The 13,366-nt window shown below is 41.5% G+C and carries 18 protein-coding genes; 8 read left to right on the forward strand and 10 right to left on the reverse strand.

Translation table 11 applies throughout. The features are described from left to right. Positions 1–2: 2 nt before the first annotated feature. The 3 genes from ACMH5P_RS06400 to ACMH5P_RS06410 are packed head-to-tail and all read right to left on the reverse strand — an operon-like array spanning position 3 to position 3,047. Positions 3–1,406, reverse strand: coding sequence for a BatD family protein (locus tag ACMH5P_RS06400; RefSeq protein WP_459493513.1), 1,404 nt, complete (start codon positions 1,404–1,406; stop codon positions 3–5). 36 nt (positions 1,407–1,442) lie between these two features. Continuing rightward, on the reverse strand, positions 1,443–2,171 hold the full coding sequence (locus ACMH5P_RS06405) for a transporter (protein WP_459493515.1): 729 nt from the start codon (positions 2,169–2,171) through the stop codon (positions 1,443–1,445). 36 nt (positions 2,172–2,207) lie between these two features. After that, positions 2,208–3,047 carry a hypothetical protein gene (locus ACMH5P_RS06410; protein ID WP_459493516.1) on the reverse strand — a complete coding sequence of 280 codons (840 nt, stop codon included), beginning with the start codon at positions 3,045–3,047 and terminating at the stop codon, positions 2,208–2,210. A 185-nt stretch (positions 3,048–3,232) separates the two neighbouring features. On the opposite strand from ACMH5P_RS06410, the gene ACMH5P_RS06415 reads away from it, so the two are divergent. After that, positions 3,233–4,060 (forward strand): phytanoyl-CoA dioxygenase family protein, encoded by an 828-nt coding sequence (locus ACMH5P_RS06415; protein ID WP_459493517.1) that lies wholly within the window; start codon positions 3,233–3,235, stop codon positions 4,058–4,060. Positions 4,061–4,085: 25 nt separating this feature from the next. Here the strand turns inward: ACMH5P_RS06415 and ruvX are convergent, their stop codons facing one another. Both ruvX and ACMH5P_RS06425 read right to left on the reverse strand, forming a co-directional pair. Then, positions 4,086–4,499, reverse strand: coding sequence for a Holliday junction resolvase RuvX (gene ruvX / locus ACMH5P_RS06420; protein WP_459493518.1), 414 nt, complete (start codon positions 4,497–4,499; stop codon positions 4,086–4,088). Position 4,500: 1 nt separating this feature from the next. Beyond that, entirely contained in the window at positions 4,501–5,049 is a 549-nt protein-coding gene (locus ACMH5P_RS06425; protein ID WP_459493519.1) for a YcxB family protein, read from the reverse strand. A gap of 98 nt (positions 5,050–5,147) precedes the next feature. On the opposite strand from ACMH5P_RS06425, the gene ACMH5P_RS06430 reads away from it, so the two are divergent. Beyond that, complete coding sequence (locus tag ACMH5P_RS06430; RefSeq protein ID WP_459493520.1) at positions 5,148–5,651, forward strand: phosphoribosyltransferase family protein; 504 nt, start codon at positions 5,148–5,150, stop codon at positions 5,649–5,651. On the opposite strand, the gene ACMH5P_RS06435 is transcribed toward ACMH5P_RS06430, so the two are convergent. From ACMH5P_RS06435 to ACMH5P_RS06445, 3 genes are read right to left on the reverse strand one after another with little or no spacing between them, the layout of a single operon-like run. Beyond that, positions 5,652–6,398, reverse strand: a complete 747-nt coding sequence (locus ACMH5P_RS06435) for a shikimate dehydrogenase family protein (RefSeq protein ID WP_459493521.1) — start codon at positions 6,396–6,398, stop codon at positions 5,652–5,654. A 1-nt stretch (position 6,399) separates the two neighbouring features. Then, a complete protein-coding gene (locus ACMH5P_RS06440; RefSeq protein ID WP_459493522.1) occupies positions 6,400–7,038 on the reverse strand; it encodes a VTT domain-containing protein in 639 nt (212 codons plus the stop codon). Between the two features lie 5 nt (positions 7,039–7,043). Beyond that, positions 7,044–7,805 carry a phosphosulfolactate synthase gene (locus ACMH5P_RS06445; protein WP_459493523.1) on the reverse strand — a complete coding sequence of 254 codons (762 nt, stop codon included), beginning with the start codon at positions 7,803–7,805 and terminating at the stop codon, positions 7,044–7,046. Between the two features lie 155 nt (positions 7,806–7,960). Between ACMH5P_RS06445 and ACMH5P_RS06450 the strand changes: the two genes are divergently transcribed. Beyond that, a complete protein-coding gene (locus tag ACMH5P_RS06450) occupies positions 7,961–8,380 on the forward strand; it encodes a DUF2147 domain-containing protein (RefSeq protein WP_459493524.1) in 420 nt (139 codons plus the stop codon). 25 nt (positions 8,381–8,405) lie between these two features. Further along, positions 8,406–8,855 carry a PaaI family thioesterase gene (locus tag ACMH5P_RS06455; protein WP_459493525.1) on the forward strand — a complete coding sequence of 150 codons (450 nt, stop codon included), beginning with the start codon at positions 8,406–8,408 and terminating at the stop codon, positions 8,853–8,855. Here the strand turns inward: ACMH5P_RS06455 and feoB are convergent. Both feoB and ACMH5P_RS06465 read right to left on the reverse strand, forming a co-directional pair. Further along, on the reverse strand, positions 8,852–10,978 hold the full coding sequence (feoB, locus tag ACMH5P_RS06460; protein ID WP_459493526.1) for a ferrous iron transport protein B: 2,127 nt from the start codon (positions 10,976–10,978) through the stop codon (positions 8,852–8,854). The two genes, ACMH5P_RS06455 and feoB, sit on opposite strands and share 4 nt — an antisense overlap. 2 nt (positions 10,979–10,980) lie before the next feature. Further along, positions 10,981–11,205, reverse strand: coding sequence for a FeoA family protein (locus tag ACMH5P_RS06465; protein ID WP_459493527.1), 225 nt, complete (start codon positions 11,203–11,205; stop codon positions 10,981–10,983). Between the two features lie 182 nt (positions 11,206–11,387). On the opposite strand from ACMH5P_RS06465, the gene ACMH5P_RS06470 reads away from it, so the two are divergent. Genes ACMH5P_RS06470 through ACMH5P_RS06485 form a run of 4 tightly spaced genes read left to right on the forward strand, consistent with a single transcriptional unit; the run spans position 11,388 to position 13,366 of the window. Further along, on the forward strand, positions 11,388–12,056 hold the full coding sequence (locus ACMH5P_RS06470) for a heme exporter protein CcmB (RefSeq protein ID WP_459493528.1): 669 nt from the start codon (positions 11,388–11,390) through the stop codon (positions 12,054–12,056). Further along, complete coding sequence (ccsA, locus tag ACMH5P_RS06475) at positions 12,044–12,718, forward strand: cytochrome c biogenesis protein CcsA (RefSeq protein ID WP_459493529.1); 675 nt, start codon at positions 12,044–12,046, stop codon at positions 12,716–12,718. Before ACMH5P_RS06470 ends, ccsA begins: the two co-directional genes overlap by 13 nt. 1 nt (position 12,719) lies before the next feature. Further along, positions 12,720–12,926 carry a CcmD family protein gene (locus ACMH5P_RS06480; protein WP_459493530.1) on the forward strand — a complete coding sequence of 69 codons (207 nt, stop codon included), beginning with the start codon at positions 12,720–12,722 and terminating at the stop codon, positions 12,924–12,926. Continuing rightward, entirely contained in the window at positions 12,923–13,366 is a 444-nt protein-coding gene (locus ACMH5P_RS06485; RefSeq protein ID WP_459493531.1) for a cytochrome c maturation protein CcmE domain-containing protein, read from the forward strand. The genes ACMH5P_RS06480 and ACMH5P_RS06485 overlap by 4 nt, the downstream gene beginning before the upstream one ends.

Raw genomic sequence — 13,366 nt, forward strand, 5'->3', positions numbered from 1 at the left:
CACTATTTTGACGCCCTCCAAAATAGGAAGACAATGAATCCAAACATTATCATCAACACAAAATTAACCAATTGTCGCCAGTTAGCCCAGCGATTCCAATGTACGTCCAAACTATCCTGATTCTCAATCGATTCATATAATCCTCCTTTTTCCAAAGAAGTATCTAGTTTTCGATCTCGCGGTTGTCCGACGACGGTCAATTCAAGCTTTGAACGTAATGTGTCAAAGCGTTCTTTGTCCACATTAAAGTAAATCCAATTGAAATAATTCGCTAACGCAAATTTACCCGGTTGCTCCGGAATAATACGAACAATATCTGATTTATTCCCAAACATCTGATCTCGCAGGGGGAATACCGCACGCTCCGTAGAAAGCAAATTAAAACTCAAAAAATAATCAGACGCCACTTCCTTCGTCTCCCAAAGAATGTTGTTCCCATCCCCCAATACCTTTGATTGATAAATCACCTTCTCCCCTGTTTTCGTCAGGCTCTTATCCATGGTCTCCATAAGCGTATATCGACCTACCGGCACTTTCCCAGATAAAACATGCTTCGGAAGCGGTCGAGGGCTTATCGAGAAAGCCATCGAATTCAAATACAAAGGCAATTTTTCCTTCGACTTCCCGGCTTGCAAAAGTCGGAAACGTACCGAAGGTATTTGAATGTTTTTTGAGTCCAAAGGGAAATAGGTCGCCTGAAAAAATCGGTACTCCGTATATTTTTTCCCTTGAAAATTTACTTGAATTACCCGTTCCACTTGCAAACCAAAGTTCTCCTCCCAGCAGTTTCTCGGTCGAATTTGTTGGACCAATGCAGGAATTTGCACATCGTTATGGTCGAAACTTAATTCCAATCCATTGTTCGCAGGAACATACAATGACATTGTTAGCGTAAATGCCTGACCTACAAAGGGTCGTACCACATCCGAACGAACAAGAAAGAAGGGCTTGTTTTTGGCTAAATCAACTTGCGCAGGTAATTTGATTTCCACAGGTGCTTCCTCCTGTTTTTCTTGGCCAGGGCTTACCTGCACCACAAAAGGCTCTATTCTGAAAACTTGTTTATTTACTTCCAGTTCCAGCGCAGGAACGAGTACACTGCCGGGTGCATTAGGTTGATAATACTGTGTAAAAGTAAGCGTTTGGACAACTTGTTCATTTTCAAAATTGGACGCTTTACTCCGACTCACGCCCAATTTCCGAAATCCATTAATCTCAGGAAAACGGTAAGTTGGCAATTGCTCGCTCGCAGAAATCGAAAACTGGATACTGAACGGATCGATGGAAGTGATGCTTTTTGCACCTAATTGCACCTCAATAGTCTCCTTATTCTGCGCAATCAGTTGGGCCGAAGGCAAACAAAGCCCCAGCAAGAATACGCCCAGAAACAAGAAAAAATACCGCATCCTCGCAATTTACACAATTATCGCTTTAGACCGCAATCACCAAAGACGCATTCGGAAAGAAATTCCCAAGGCCGCATACCAAGAATCCCCCTTCTGGATACTCTTCCCCGCAGAAACATCCAACTTCACATGATCGCTCAGATAATAAGCGAGGCCACCATCCACCCATGTGTCCGTGTAAGCAGAAGCAGGTAAGCGTCCAAAGATTTCTGCATACGCATACCCATGCTTGCCTATATTAACATTCGGTGCAATCCGATAAATTCCCTCGACACTTCCATCGGAATGATATTCTGCTCCAAAATTGTAGCCAATGCCCCAAGGACCCCCCAACGGATTCTGAAAGGTAAAGATACTTTCTGCTACGGAATGCGGCAAAGGGTTTAATTCACTTTGATCCCGACGATCCTGCTGCACATGATATTGAACAATTAATGCCGTCCGTGGAATCCAACCTGATCCCTGAAATAGATGTGATTTAAAGCCAAAGGATTCCGTAGACAATCCAGCACCGGGTTCCTGTACGAGCGTATAACGCAGTTCAACGAGCGGATGCAAGCCAATTTTAAGTAAACTGGTAGGCGTCAAATAATGAACATCACTTCCCTCAACGACACGATTAAAACCCACTTCCGCTTGAAAAAAGCCACGTTTGACAATAAACGGGCATTCGGTTTGATCCGGCCGATCCGTTTCAATTCGGCCATCCTGCTGAGCAAAAACGCTCACACTCACCAGTAAGAAAAACAGTATCCCAATGCGCATGGCACGAAAATACTAATTTTTAGGTTAATCTAAAAATTATTTTTTGCGTCCAAAATAAAAACCGATCGCGTAATACAATTCCCCAAACCAAATCGATTGCTCGGCATGATCCACCGCTTGCCCAGTGGTACGAACGTCCCACAAATTTGTATATCCACCTTTGATTGCGGATTCAATGAAAAAGCGACGGGACAGATTAAATCGCAAACCCGTCTTCAATGAAGCACCTGCTCCGGCTAAATTCCAATAATTGTTACGCCCCAACGTAAACAAACGAACATCCGAACGTGGAACTACAGCCCCAATACCTACTCCATTAATCCACTCTAAACCCATTTTTCCTTTTCCCGGATTCCACAAGGGTTTATAATGTTCTAGCTCGACAGAAGCATAATTAAATCCGTCCGTATGTTCATATCGCAGGAAATCTTTCGAAGAAATCGAAATAGGTGTATTGTTATAGGTCCCCACATAAGCCGGATTAATTGTAAATGCTGGGTTGGAAACCTGCGCATTAATATATCCCGTAATATGAGAGGATTGATCCGGAACCATCACATACTTCATGTGATCCCAGCCGACGCTAATCGACAAATTATCTTTGATGAAATAACCCGCATGCATGTTAAATTCTGGAATCGACAAAAGCTTCGGATTAAAATAGGTCTTAAAGCCATCAAATGGGGTTGGTGCATCTTTTGCGACGACATTGTCCAACGTAAAATCATAGCCAGGACCCGTAAAATGAATATCTGAGCTAGGATAATCCGATCGATTATACCCCCAAAAAGCAAAAAATGAGCCCTTGCGACCCTCTTGTTGGGCCTGTGCAAAAAAAGATGCACCTAAAAATAAAATGAATACGTACTTATACATTAATGAAAAAGGTAAATTCAAATTTGCAATAATTTTCAGGGATAACACTGATAAAATTCTGATTTTACTCAGAAAAGTAAATCCATTGAGAAATATTTCAAATTCAATGACGTAAATTGCGAGTTCATATCACGTCTAGGTAATAATACCACATTGAAACATAAGCCCACGAGGCCTTGATCAACATGAAAAAAGGAGCACCCAAATTTGAATATAAAACCTTTACCCTTGGAGAATCATTGACCGAGGAGCAAAAGGAGTACTTCCGAAAATATGGGGTTATACAGTTCAAAAACTTCATATCGAACGAGACTGCAGAACTTTTTATCGCCGAACTCGCGAAAATTGAGGCTCAATGGTTAAACGATGGCGTTGAGAAAATTAACGGCATTCCCTTAAAATTTGGCAAAAATCCAGAAGGAAAGGACATGATCCAACGGATGTGTTTCACCAACAAATACAGCGAGGTCTTAGCGGAGTTCTTGAAAGATCCTCGTTTTGAGCTATTGCTCGAATTTTTAGCTCCCTATGAAGGTCGGATTGGTGCTGACGAGAAAGATGGTTTGGTATTTAACCATTATGTAAATCAGCCCAATTCGAAATTCACACAAATGGGTTGGCACACCGATTCACCCCGTGATCTCTTCTTAGGCCAAAAAATTCTACCCATGTTGAACGTTGGTATCCACTTGGATAAATGCCCATCTTCAAACGGTGGTCTTCGCGTTTTACCAGGTACACAGAACCAAAGTATGCTGAAGTTATTATTTGGCAAGAAGCAATTCATCGACCATCGTCCTGATCCACGTGAAGTCGCATTCGAAATCGACCGTGGGGACTTAACTATTCATGATGGCAGATTATGGCATCGCGTCGAAGTTTCCCCTAATTTTGGCGAAAAGTCTCGCCGCCGGGTGATGTACGTTCCCATCATTACCGGGAAATACAAACCCAAATCTGAAAATAGCAAAACTCCCTTTTATCACCGATTTGCAAAGGTAGTTACCAAATAAAAAAAGGCCCTGATTGGGCCTTTTTTTATTGTTGAGATTCCATATACGATTGTAAAATAATCGTAGCCGAAACGCGATCCACCGACCCCTTCTCCCTACGATCCTTTTTTGACATACCTCCTGTTATCATTGCCTGCATCGCCATCTGCGAAGTAAATCGCTCATCATGCTCGATAATAGGCATCTCAGGAAATTTCTTTTTGAAATGCTTGATCAAAACCCGAACTCCATGGGTGGAATCCGTATCCGTACTATCAAGGTTTTTAGGCATACCGATAATCACTTTGTCTACCATTTCCTTGGCAAAATATCCTTGCAAATAGTCCAATAGCGTATGCGTGGGGACTGTTTCTAAACCTGTCGCAATTATTTGCAAAGAATCCGTAACAGCTAAACCCGTCCGCTTTAAGCCAAAATCGATGGCCAAGAGTCTTCCCATGTTAGTTGACCAATCCCTTATCGCGCATGATTTTGTCCATGAGCTTCCGGTCATTATCATTGTTGAAAATCACAAATGGAAGATAAATGAATTGATATTTTCCCATTTCCAACACATAGGCTTCTTTATCCTTGTAGGCCGACAAAATCATATCCCACTTGATAACGCCACCTTCTTTGTCCGAAATCTTCATGAATATCTGCCGACTATCTATCTCATAGCGATACTTATCGAACAATTGTTTGTACTGTGCCAATTGAGTTATACCCGTAAATTGGATTAACCAGAATAAAATATACCCGATCACACCGATTGCTAAGAATATATAAATCCAATAATTTTTATAGGTACCCGATAGATTCAAGAACACGTTTAAGCCAACTAAAGCCAAAGGAATAAATGCCCACTTCCATTGGTTTGCGAACAATTGACGCATACACATCGCAATGTATTTATTCTTCTCTAATCCGTATTTCTTCGTTTTTATTGCCAGAGGATTCGATGGTGCTTGCATTTGGGCACGTTGTTGTGCTCCGTAATTCTTAGCCATAGGTAATTATTTTAAATGCTAAATAAAGGTCAAAGGTACAAAAATTGGATAATTTTGGGTAATTTTAATCGGCTAATTTAGACAACCAGCGAAAGAATATGTCGGCAAAACAAGTACTAGACGGACCAGCTCTCCTACAGAAAATCAGACGAATTGCTTTTCAAATTTTTGAAAACAATTTTGAAGAACAAGAGATTATCATCGCGGGGATCCATGGCCAAGGTTATGCGTTGGCTGACATGCTCAGTAAGCATTTAGGAGAGATCTCAAGTATCAAAGCCATTCCAGTCGAAATTAGATTAAACAAAGAAGTACCTTATGAAAGCCCGGTAGCGTTTTCGGCAGATATCAAAACATTTGAGAATAAGGTCATCATTGTCGTAGATGATGTACTCAACACGGGAAGAACCTTCTCCTACAGCTTAGCCCCATTTTTAAGCATTCCTGTCAAAAAGCTTCAAGTTGCGGTACTCATCGACCGAAACTATCGGAAGTTTCCGATTGCGGCCGACTACAAAGGCTATGAACTCTCCACCACGATTGCGGATCATGTCGAGGTAATCGTCACGGATGAAGTTAATAGAGGGGTCTATTTGAAATAATTAAGCCTGCCATATTTCCCAAGCCTTATCAGCCTGACCATACAGCATTTGAATTCCCGTATGAATTCCGCCTGCCCCATGCGCTAATCCTTGTTTTAGAAAAGTTGTTTCCAAAGGATTGTAGACAATATCATATAAATAATGATGACCGGATAATTGTTCGTATGGAATTGGAGGACAAGAACGCTCGTCAGGATGCATTCCCAAGGGCGTTGTATTGACAATGAGCCCAATTTCATCCATGATGGCTGATAAATCCTCATAAGAAAGGGCTGCTTCCGATGCCGTCCGCGATACCTTAATCACCGGAATCCCGAGATCCTCAATAGCCGCAATGACCGCTTTGGCTGCTCCACCTTGACCTAATACCAAAGCTTTCCGCTGAGAAAAATCGGAATAGGCCGACCAGTCCTTCAAGGTTTGTTGAAACCCAAAATAATCCGTGTTATATCCACGCGTCCGCCCATCCGCTAAAACCTTAATAGTATTTACCGCACCGATACGCGCCGCGGCTGGATCAATCTCATCTAAAAAAGGAATAATTTGTTGCTTATATGGAATCGTCACATTGAAACCCTTGATACCCGCTTTTCCTAAAAGTGAAGGAAACAAGTCGACCGAAGGAATTTCAAATTGGGTATAAGCATGTGAATCGCTTAAGCCTAAGTGCTCGAATTTCTCCGTGAAATAGCGTTTGGAAAAAGAATGTCCCAAAGGAAAACCGATCAATCCGAATAGCGACTTCATCTTATTTCTTAGAAAACTGTTGCTTCAATACCCCAATGACGATTGGCAAAACGGATACCCCAACTATACATAAAACAACTTTCTCAAAATTATCCTTAATCCACGCATTATCTCCTAAAAAGTACCCCGCTAATGTGATACTAATAACCCAAAGACAAGCACCTAAAACGCCAAAGATTAAATAGACTGGATAGGACATTCGCCCAGCTCCTGCCACAAATGGCGCAACCGTACGAACAATTGGAATAAAACGAGCTAAAATGACCATTTTGGAACCATATTGCGCATAAAACGCCTCTGTTTTCTCGATATGTTCCCGTTTTAAAAACAAGATTTTTTCACGGCTCTTTACCAACGCGCTGAAATTTCGTCCGATGTAATAATTCAATTGATCCCCTAAAAGCGCTGCAATAATCATTAAAGGAATTACCGTAGTTAAGCTTAGTTGACCACTTGCTGAAGCCAAAAGACCTACCGAAAATAAGAGAGAATCTCCAGGCAAAAGTGGCATAACAACAAGACCTGTTTCCACAAAGATGATGGCAAATAACAATGCATATGTTAAAGACCCATTTGCTGCAATAAATTCACTTAAAAAGGTCAAAGGATCCTTTAACAGATCAAGAATGATTTGAATCATTGCGCTTATTTATCTAAAAAATGATCGAAGGTATCTCCGCGTAATCCAAGACGAATCGTTTCTAAGGAAATGACCTCGTTAGGTGCAATATTACCTACGTTTACATTGGCGCCAACTAGTTTAACGAACCAAACTTGTTGAGATTTTTGTGGTGCCTCCCAAATAATTTTTTCCTCCGGAATCTCCGTTAAAATTTCCTCCACGAGTCCCTGACGAACTTCTCCCGATGAACGGAATAAACCAACATTCCCCCCTTCACGAGCCTCTCCAATAACTTTCCAAGCACCCGCTTCCAACTCCATGCGCATCAATTTAATCCATTTATAGGGTGGAATAATCTTTGCCTCATCCTTGGATCCCACTTCAGATAAAACAGTCACCTGCTGAGATAAAGTACGAATAAACTCACATTTAACATCCGATTCCATCTCGACAGAACCATCTGAAATTTCAGCATATTCCATTCCATATTGATCTAATACCCGACGATATTCGTCGAATTGACCACGGATGTAAAAAGCCTCAAATAAAGTACCCCCAAAATATACCGGAATCCCTGCAGCTTTGTATAAAGCCAACTTTTCTTTTAAATTGGGCGTTACGTAAGAAGTAGCCCAACCCAATTTGACAATATCGGTGTAACCCGCACCCATTTCTAAAAAATCTTCTACTTGACGTAGACTTAATCCTTTATCCATGACCATCGTCAAACCTTTTTGCCTTGGTTTGGTTGTTCTCTCGGGGATTTGATTCAAATTGTAATTCATCCTATCAATTAGCTTGTTATGAAATTGAAATTTAGTGGTTACTATCCGACAAAAATAAGCATAACATCTGACTGAGACAAACACTAAGTTCGCATGAACGAAACTCGCAAATCACAAAATCATCCTATATTTGTTCCGTCTAACATTCACTCCACATGAAAAAACTATTCACAATTAGTACATTCATATTAATCACGCTCACATCTGCCATGGCAAACACTACGCCAGATGTCATCCTAGGCGAATGGATTTCAGAGGCAAAAGATGGCAAAATAACGATTTACAAGCAAGGTGAACGCTATTTTGGGAAAATTACCTGGGGGAAAACCCCCAACAAAAAAGACAGCAATAATCCAGATCCTAAATTGCGAAATCGAGATATTGTAGGTTCTGTCATATTAAAAGACTTTGTTTTCGCCGGAGAAACCTGGGAAAATGGAACCATTTATGACCCCAATTCAGGCAAAACTTACGATTGCATTTTAAAGGTAAAAGACAATAACAAAAAACTTGATATTCGAGGTTACATCGGAAGTCCCATGTTCGGACGAACCGCTACCTGGTCAAGAAACTAAATCAACAAACGCCTAAGTAAAAACCATGAAACCCAACGAAAAAATACTTGCCTTTCTGAACGCTAATTTAAACAGAAAGATTGCCGACGGAAACCCAAATCCGATTTCAAGCTACCTGGATGGAACGTTACTAAAAGCCTCAGCTGGTTCCATTACCGCCGAATTTACCGTTCGGGCCGACCAATGTAACCATGCAAATGTGTTACACGGCGGGATTGTTACCACTATTTTAGATGAAATCATGGGAATGACCCTCATCACCGTAGAAATTGAACACTTGTATGTAACGATCAACCTACATGTGGATTTCCTATTTGGTGCCAAAGCTGGTGAAAAGGTAACCGCCGTATCCGAAATCTATCGTGTTGGAAAGAAAATCGCCAACATCGAAGCTAAGCTTTATAATGAAGAGGGGAAACTATTAGCAAAGAGTACGAGCAATCTGGCGGCGACCTCGATTCCCGTAAATTATTAGGAAAGTACTTGGTAAACGATAAAGGCCGATAAATAAGCCAATGTCGTCATATAAACGAATTGGATAGTCGGGTATTTCCACGATTTCGTTTCCCGATAGGTCGTGGCCAACGTACTCATGCATTGCATGGCGAAAGCATAGAATATCAACAAGGAGAAACCTAAAGCCGCATCATAAAGCGGCTTTCCGGTTTCTGGATTAATCTCTGCACGCATCCGATTCTTAATCGTAGCATTCTCATCATCTACCTCTCCCCCCAAACTGTAAATCGTAGACATTGTGCCGACAAACACTTCCCGCGCCGCAAAGGAAGTAATCAAGGCAATCCCAATTTTCCAATCATAGCCCAAGGGCTTAATCACCGGTTCAATCAAATGACCAAAATGTCCGGCATAGGATTGCTCCAACTTCTCCGCGGCCACTTTATTCGCCACAGCCGTTTCATCCAGCGTTGGATTAGCCGCCCGAACTGTTTGCTCCACATTCGCCAAACTATCGCCCGGACCGTAACTAGCCAATACCCACAAAACAATTGAAATCGCCACGATAATCTTACCCGCCTCAAATACAAAAGCCTGCACCGAATTGTAAATCGACAAGGCCATGTGCTTAAATCTCGGGCCTTTGTAGGTAGGCAATTCCATAATGAAATAACTCTTCTCTTTTACCTGCAACAATTGCTTCATCACCCAGGCAGATAATATCGCCATGAAAAAGCCTAATAAATACAAACCAAATAAAGCTAACCCTTGAAGGTTGAACATCCCAAATAAGGTACTCTTCTCGGGTACAACCAAGGCAATCAATACCGTATAGATAGGTAAACGTGCCGAGCAAGACATCAAGGGAGTTACCATAATCGTAATCAATCGATCCTTCCAAGAACCAATCGAGCGCGTACTCATAATGGCTGGTACCGCACAGGCTACCCCCGACATTAAAGGAACGACCGACTTCCCATTTAAACCAAATCGACGCATCAATTTATCCATGATAAACATCACCCGCGACATGTAACCCGTTTCCTCCAACATGGAAATAAAGAAAAACAAGAAAGCAATTTGAGGCACAAATATTAGTACACCGCCAATACCGGCAATCAATCCATCGGTCAATAAACCGGTTAATGCGGAAGTTGGCAATATCTCCTTTAAATAATCATTCAATTGCGCAACACCGCCATCAATCGCATCCATCGGATAAGCAGCCCAGGTAAAGACAGCCTGAAACATCAAAAACAAAATGCCTAAGAAAATCAAATACCCCCCTACCGGATGTAGGAAGAATTTATCTAATCGATCGGTCAAGGTTTTCACAGGAGGAGCATCCCATTGACGATTCAAATTGATCACACAACGCTCAACAATTTCCGACAAGGCTTCGTAACGCTTAACCGTTTCGGAAGTCTTGTAAGATTTAGCATCAAACTTATATTTCTCCTGCAAACGATCAAAACGAATACGCTGTTCATCTGAGAACATTTTCATCCGATCATGTTCCATCAACCACAAGAGCGATCGATAAGGGTCTGCCTCGCCAAATTCTTTCGAAATATCCGCTAATAAATCATCGCCTACTGGTAATGGTAAGCCATCGTTCGAGGCGTAGCGATTGAGTAAAGTCTTCTCAACCGCCAAACGAAGTCCATTGATACCAATCCCTTTCTTCGCATTAATTTCAGCGACCTCTATATTCAGCTCACGAGCTAATTTGATCGAGTTGATGACATAGCCCTGATTTTCAGCTACATCGACCATGTTTAACGCAAGTACCGTCGGAATACCTAAATCTCGAACCTGCGAGAACAATAAAAGATTGCGTTTTAAATTTGAGGCATCCGCCACCACAATGGCCATATCCGGGTAATCTGGATTGGTGGGATTACCTAATATATTGATAACTAACTCTTCATCAATCGATTTTGGATAAATACTGTATATCCCAGGTAGGTCTAATACTTCCACTTTCCGATTCGGTTCCAGCTCCCAGATACCACTGTGTTTGTCCATGGTTACCCCTGGGAAATTTCCAGTCTTCTGATTCAAGCCCGTCAGGGTGTTGAAAAGCGACGACTTCCCCGCATTCGGATTTCCGATTAACGCTATTTTAGCTAGTTTGGACAATTTTACAGCAGTTTAACTTGTATGGTAGCCGCTTCCTCTTTGCGCATACTCAAGGTATATCCGGAAACTTTAATGGCAATCGGGTCACCAAATGGCGCCTGATGCGTTAATTCAATCTGGGTGCCGGGTAAACAACCCATCTCCAACAATTTCAATGAAAGCAATTCATCCGTAAAACCCTTGATTTCTGCTTGCTCGCCCACATGTAAATCCGCCAAAGTTCGCATTCGTAGTTCTACTTATTTAGAATTGTTCAAAATTAGGACAAATGTACTAAGTATTTTCGACCTAAAAAATGATATTCCCTAGTTTTGGAAGAATAGATTTCAAATCGGTAAAATACTGACAGGAATATACTTTAAAGCAAATTTTCTATTGTAAATTGCGGGTCCTTTAAGGGAGTCTAGGCATGATCCTGAATGAAATAAACATATTAGTTAAAAAAGAACTACATCTTGAGTGGAGGCAACGCTATGCCCTACATGGCCTACTGCTATATTTAGCTTCTACGATTTTTGTTTGCTACCTTTCATTCAAAGCCAAACAACAAGCAATCAATCCCATTACTTGGAATACGCTTTTCTGGATTATCCTCTTATTTATTGCCATTAACGCAATCGGTAAAAGCTTTACTCAAGAGTCATCGCAGCGAAACTTATTTTACTATACATTGGTTAGCCCAGAGGCCATCATCTACGCGAAAATCATCTATAACTCGCTCATGATGATTGGTATTTCATTCGTTGGATTCTTCTTTTATTCGTGGGTCATGGGAAATCCCGTAGGCAATATCCCGCTCTATTTATTAGCCATTGTGCTTGGCGGAATCGGTTTCGCATCTTGCCTCTCCTTGATGGCTGGCATAGCGGCACAAGGGGAAAATTCAGCCACATTAATGGCTGTCTTGAGTTTTCCGATTATCATACCCCTCTTGTTACTGATCTTAAAACTTGCCAAGAGCGCCATGGACGGCATCTCCATTCAAGAAAATTGGGATGAGATTGCTATCCTCAGCTCATTAGATACAATTGTGATTGTTTTATCAGGAATTCTATTCCCGTATATATGGAAACATTAAAAAAACACGGTAGCAAAATTCTTTGCATGATTTTGCTTATTTACACCGTTTATGCAGGCTTTGAAGGGAAAGTTCCCCGCCAAGCCATCCTAAACGAAACGGTCAGAAACCTTTATTTCCACGTAACCATGTGGTTCAGCATGATTTTCTTATTGGGCACCTCGGTGTATCATTCTGTACGGTATTTACGGAGTGGAGATATGTCGGCCGACTTAAAATCCTATGCCTACGTGGAGACCGGCTTGCTATTCGCCATGTTAGGTTTAGCGACAGGCAGTGTTTGGGCTAAATTTACCTGGGGAGATTGGTGGACAAATGACCCCAAACTGAATTCGGTGGCGGTGGGTATGCTGATTTATTTAGCCTACCTTCTCGTACGCTCATCCCTCCCCGAGGAACAACAAAAAGCCCGAATTTCATCCGTTTATAACATTTTTGCCTTTGTCGTGTTCATGGTATTGATTTGGATCTTGCCGCGCATGACCGACTCCCTACACCCTGGCAATGGTGGAAATCCTGGTTTTAATTCCATGGACTTGGACAACCGAATGCGCATGGTGTTTTACCCGGCCATCATCGGGTGGACTTTATTAGGATTTTGGATTGCTGGATTGCGTATCCGAATCAAAAAATTAGAACAGCAAATCGAAGAAAATAACTAACATGAAAAGATATATTTTAAGCCTTATTCTTTCCTTCCTAAGTTTCGCAGGACAAGCGCAAGATTCCGTAGAAATGGCCGATAAATTCCGTGAGGACGGAAAAATCTATGTCGTAATCGCCGTAGTCGCCATCATTTTAGTCGGCCTGTTTATCTACCTATTCCGCCTCGATCGTAAAATAACCGATTTAGAAAAACGCATCAAATGAAAAAGACGCACATCGTTGGACTAATCCTAATTGCCGTTGCCATCGGAATTATCTTAATTACGACAGGTGACGCGAGTACCTATGTGGGTTTCGAGGAAGCTGAACGTATCAGCCAACAAGACCCTAATCAAAAAGTGCATGTCGTTGGCAAATTAAAAAAAGATGCATCTGGTAAAATTGTTGGGATGGTTTTTAATCCCGCTTTGGATGCCAACCGATTAGAATTTATCGTAGAAGACAGCCTTGGAAGAGAAAATCAAGTGATATATGCAGCTCCAAAACCACAAGATTTCGAGAAATCAGAGAAGATTGTATTGGTGGGGAATATGAAGGCCGACAAGATTTTCTATTGCGATAAAATACTTTTAAAATGCCCTTCGAAATACCAAGAAGGAAAAATATCTGCCGACACTAGCGCTTTATTGGAAGCCAAAAAATAA

The sequence above is a fragment of the Aquirufa sp. 5-AUSEE-100C1 genome, from assembly GCF_054558655.1.

Coding starts and splice junctions, on each gene's coding strand:
- ACMH5P_RS06400 (WP_459493513.1), bottom strand. CDS start 1,406: ATGCGGTATTTTTTCTTGTTTCTGGGCGTATTCTTGCTGGGGCTTTGT.
- ACMH5P_RS06405 (WP_459493515.1), bottom strand. CDS start 2,171: ATGCGCATTGGGATACTGTTTTTCTTACTGGTGAGTGTGAGCGTTTTT.
- ACMH5P_RS06410 (WP_459493516.1), bottom strand. CDS start 3,047: ATGTATAAGTACGTATTCATTTTATTTTTAGGTGCATCTTTTTTTGCA.
- ACMH5P_RS06415 (WP_459493517.1), top strand. CDS start 3,233: ATGAAAAAAGGAGCACCCAAATTTGAATATAAAACCTTTACCCTTGGA.
- ruvX (WP_459493518.1), bottom strand. CDS start 4,499: ATGGGAAGACTCTTGGCCATCGATTTTGGCTTAAAGCGGACGGGTTTA.
- ACMH5P_RS06425 (WP_459493519.1), bottom strand. CDS start 5,049: ATGGCTAAGAATTACGGAGCACAACAACGTGCCCAAATGCAAGCACCA.
- ACMH5P_RS06430 (WP_459493520.1), top strand. CDS start 5,148: ATGTCGGCAAAACAAGTACTAGACGGACCAGCTCTCCTACAGAAAATC.
- ACMH5P_RS06435 (WP_459493521.1), bottom strand. CDS start 6,398: ATGAAGTCGCTATTCGGATTGATCGGTTTTCCTTTGGGACATTCTTTT.
- ACMH5P_RS06440 (WP_459493522.1), bottom strand. CDS start 7,038: ATGATTCAAATCATTCTTGATCTGTTAAAGGATCCTTTGACCTTTTTA.
- ACMH5P_RS06445 (WP_459493523.1), bottom strand. CDS start 7,805: ATGAATTACAATTTGAATCAAATCCCCGAGAGAACAACCAAACCAAGG.
- ACMH5P_RS06450 (WP_459493524.1), top strand. CDS start 7,961: ATGAAAAAACTATTCACAATTAGTACATTCATATTAATCACGCTCACA.
- ACMH5P_RS06455 (WP_459493525.1), top strand. CDS start 8,406: ATGAAACCCAACGAAAAAATACTTGCCTTTCTGAACGCTAATTTAAAC.
- ACMH5P_RS06465 (WP_459493527.1), bottom strand. CDS start 11,205: ATGCGAACTTTGGCGGATTTACATGTGGGCGAGCAAGCAGAAATCAAG.
- ACMH5P_RS06470 (WP_459493528.1), top strand. CDS start 11,388: ATGATCCTGAATGAAATAAACATATTAGTTAAAAAAGAACTACATCTT.
- ccsA (WP_459493529.1), top strand. CDS start 12,044: ATGGAAACATTAAAAAAACACGGTAGCAAAATTCTTTGCATGATTTTG.
- ACMH5P_RS06480 (WP_459493530.1), top strand. CDS start 12,720: ATGAAAAGATATATTTTAAGCCTTATTCTTTCCTTCCTAAGTTTCGCA.
- ACMH5P_RS06485 (WP_459493531.1), top strand. CDS start 12,923: ATGAAAAAGACGCACATCGTTGGACTAATCCTAATTGCCGTTGCCATC.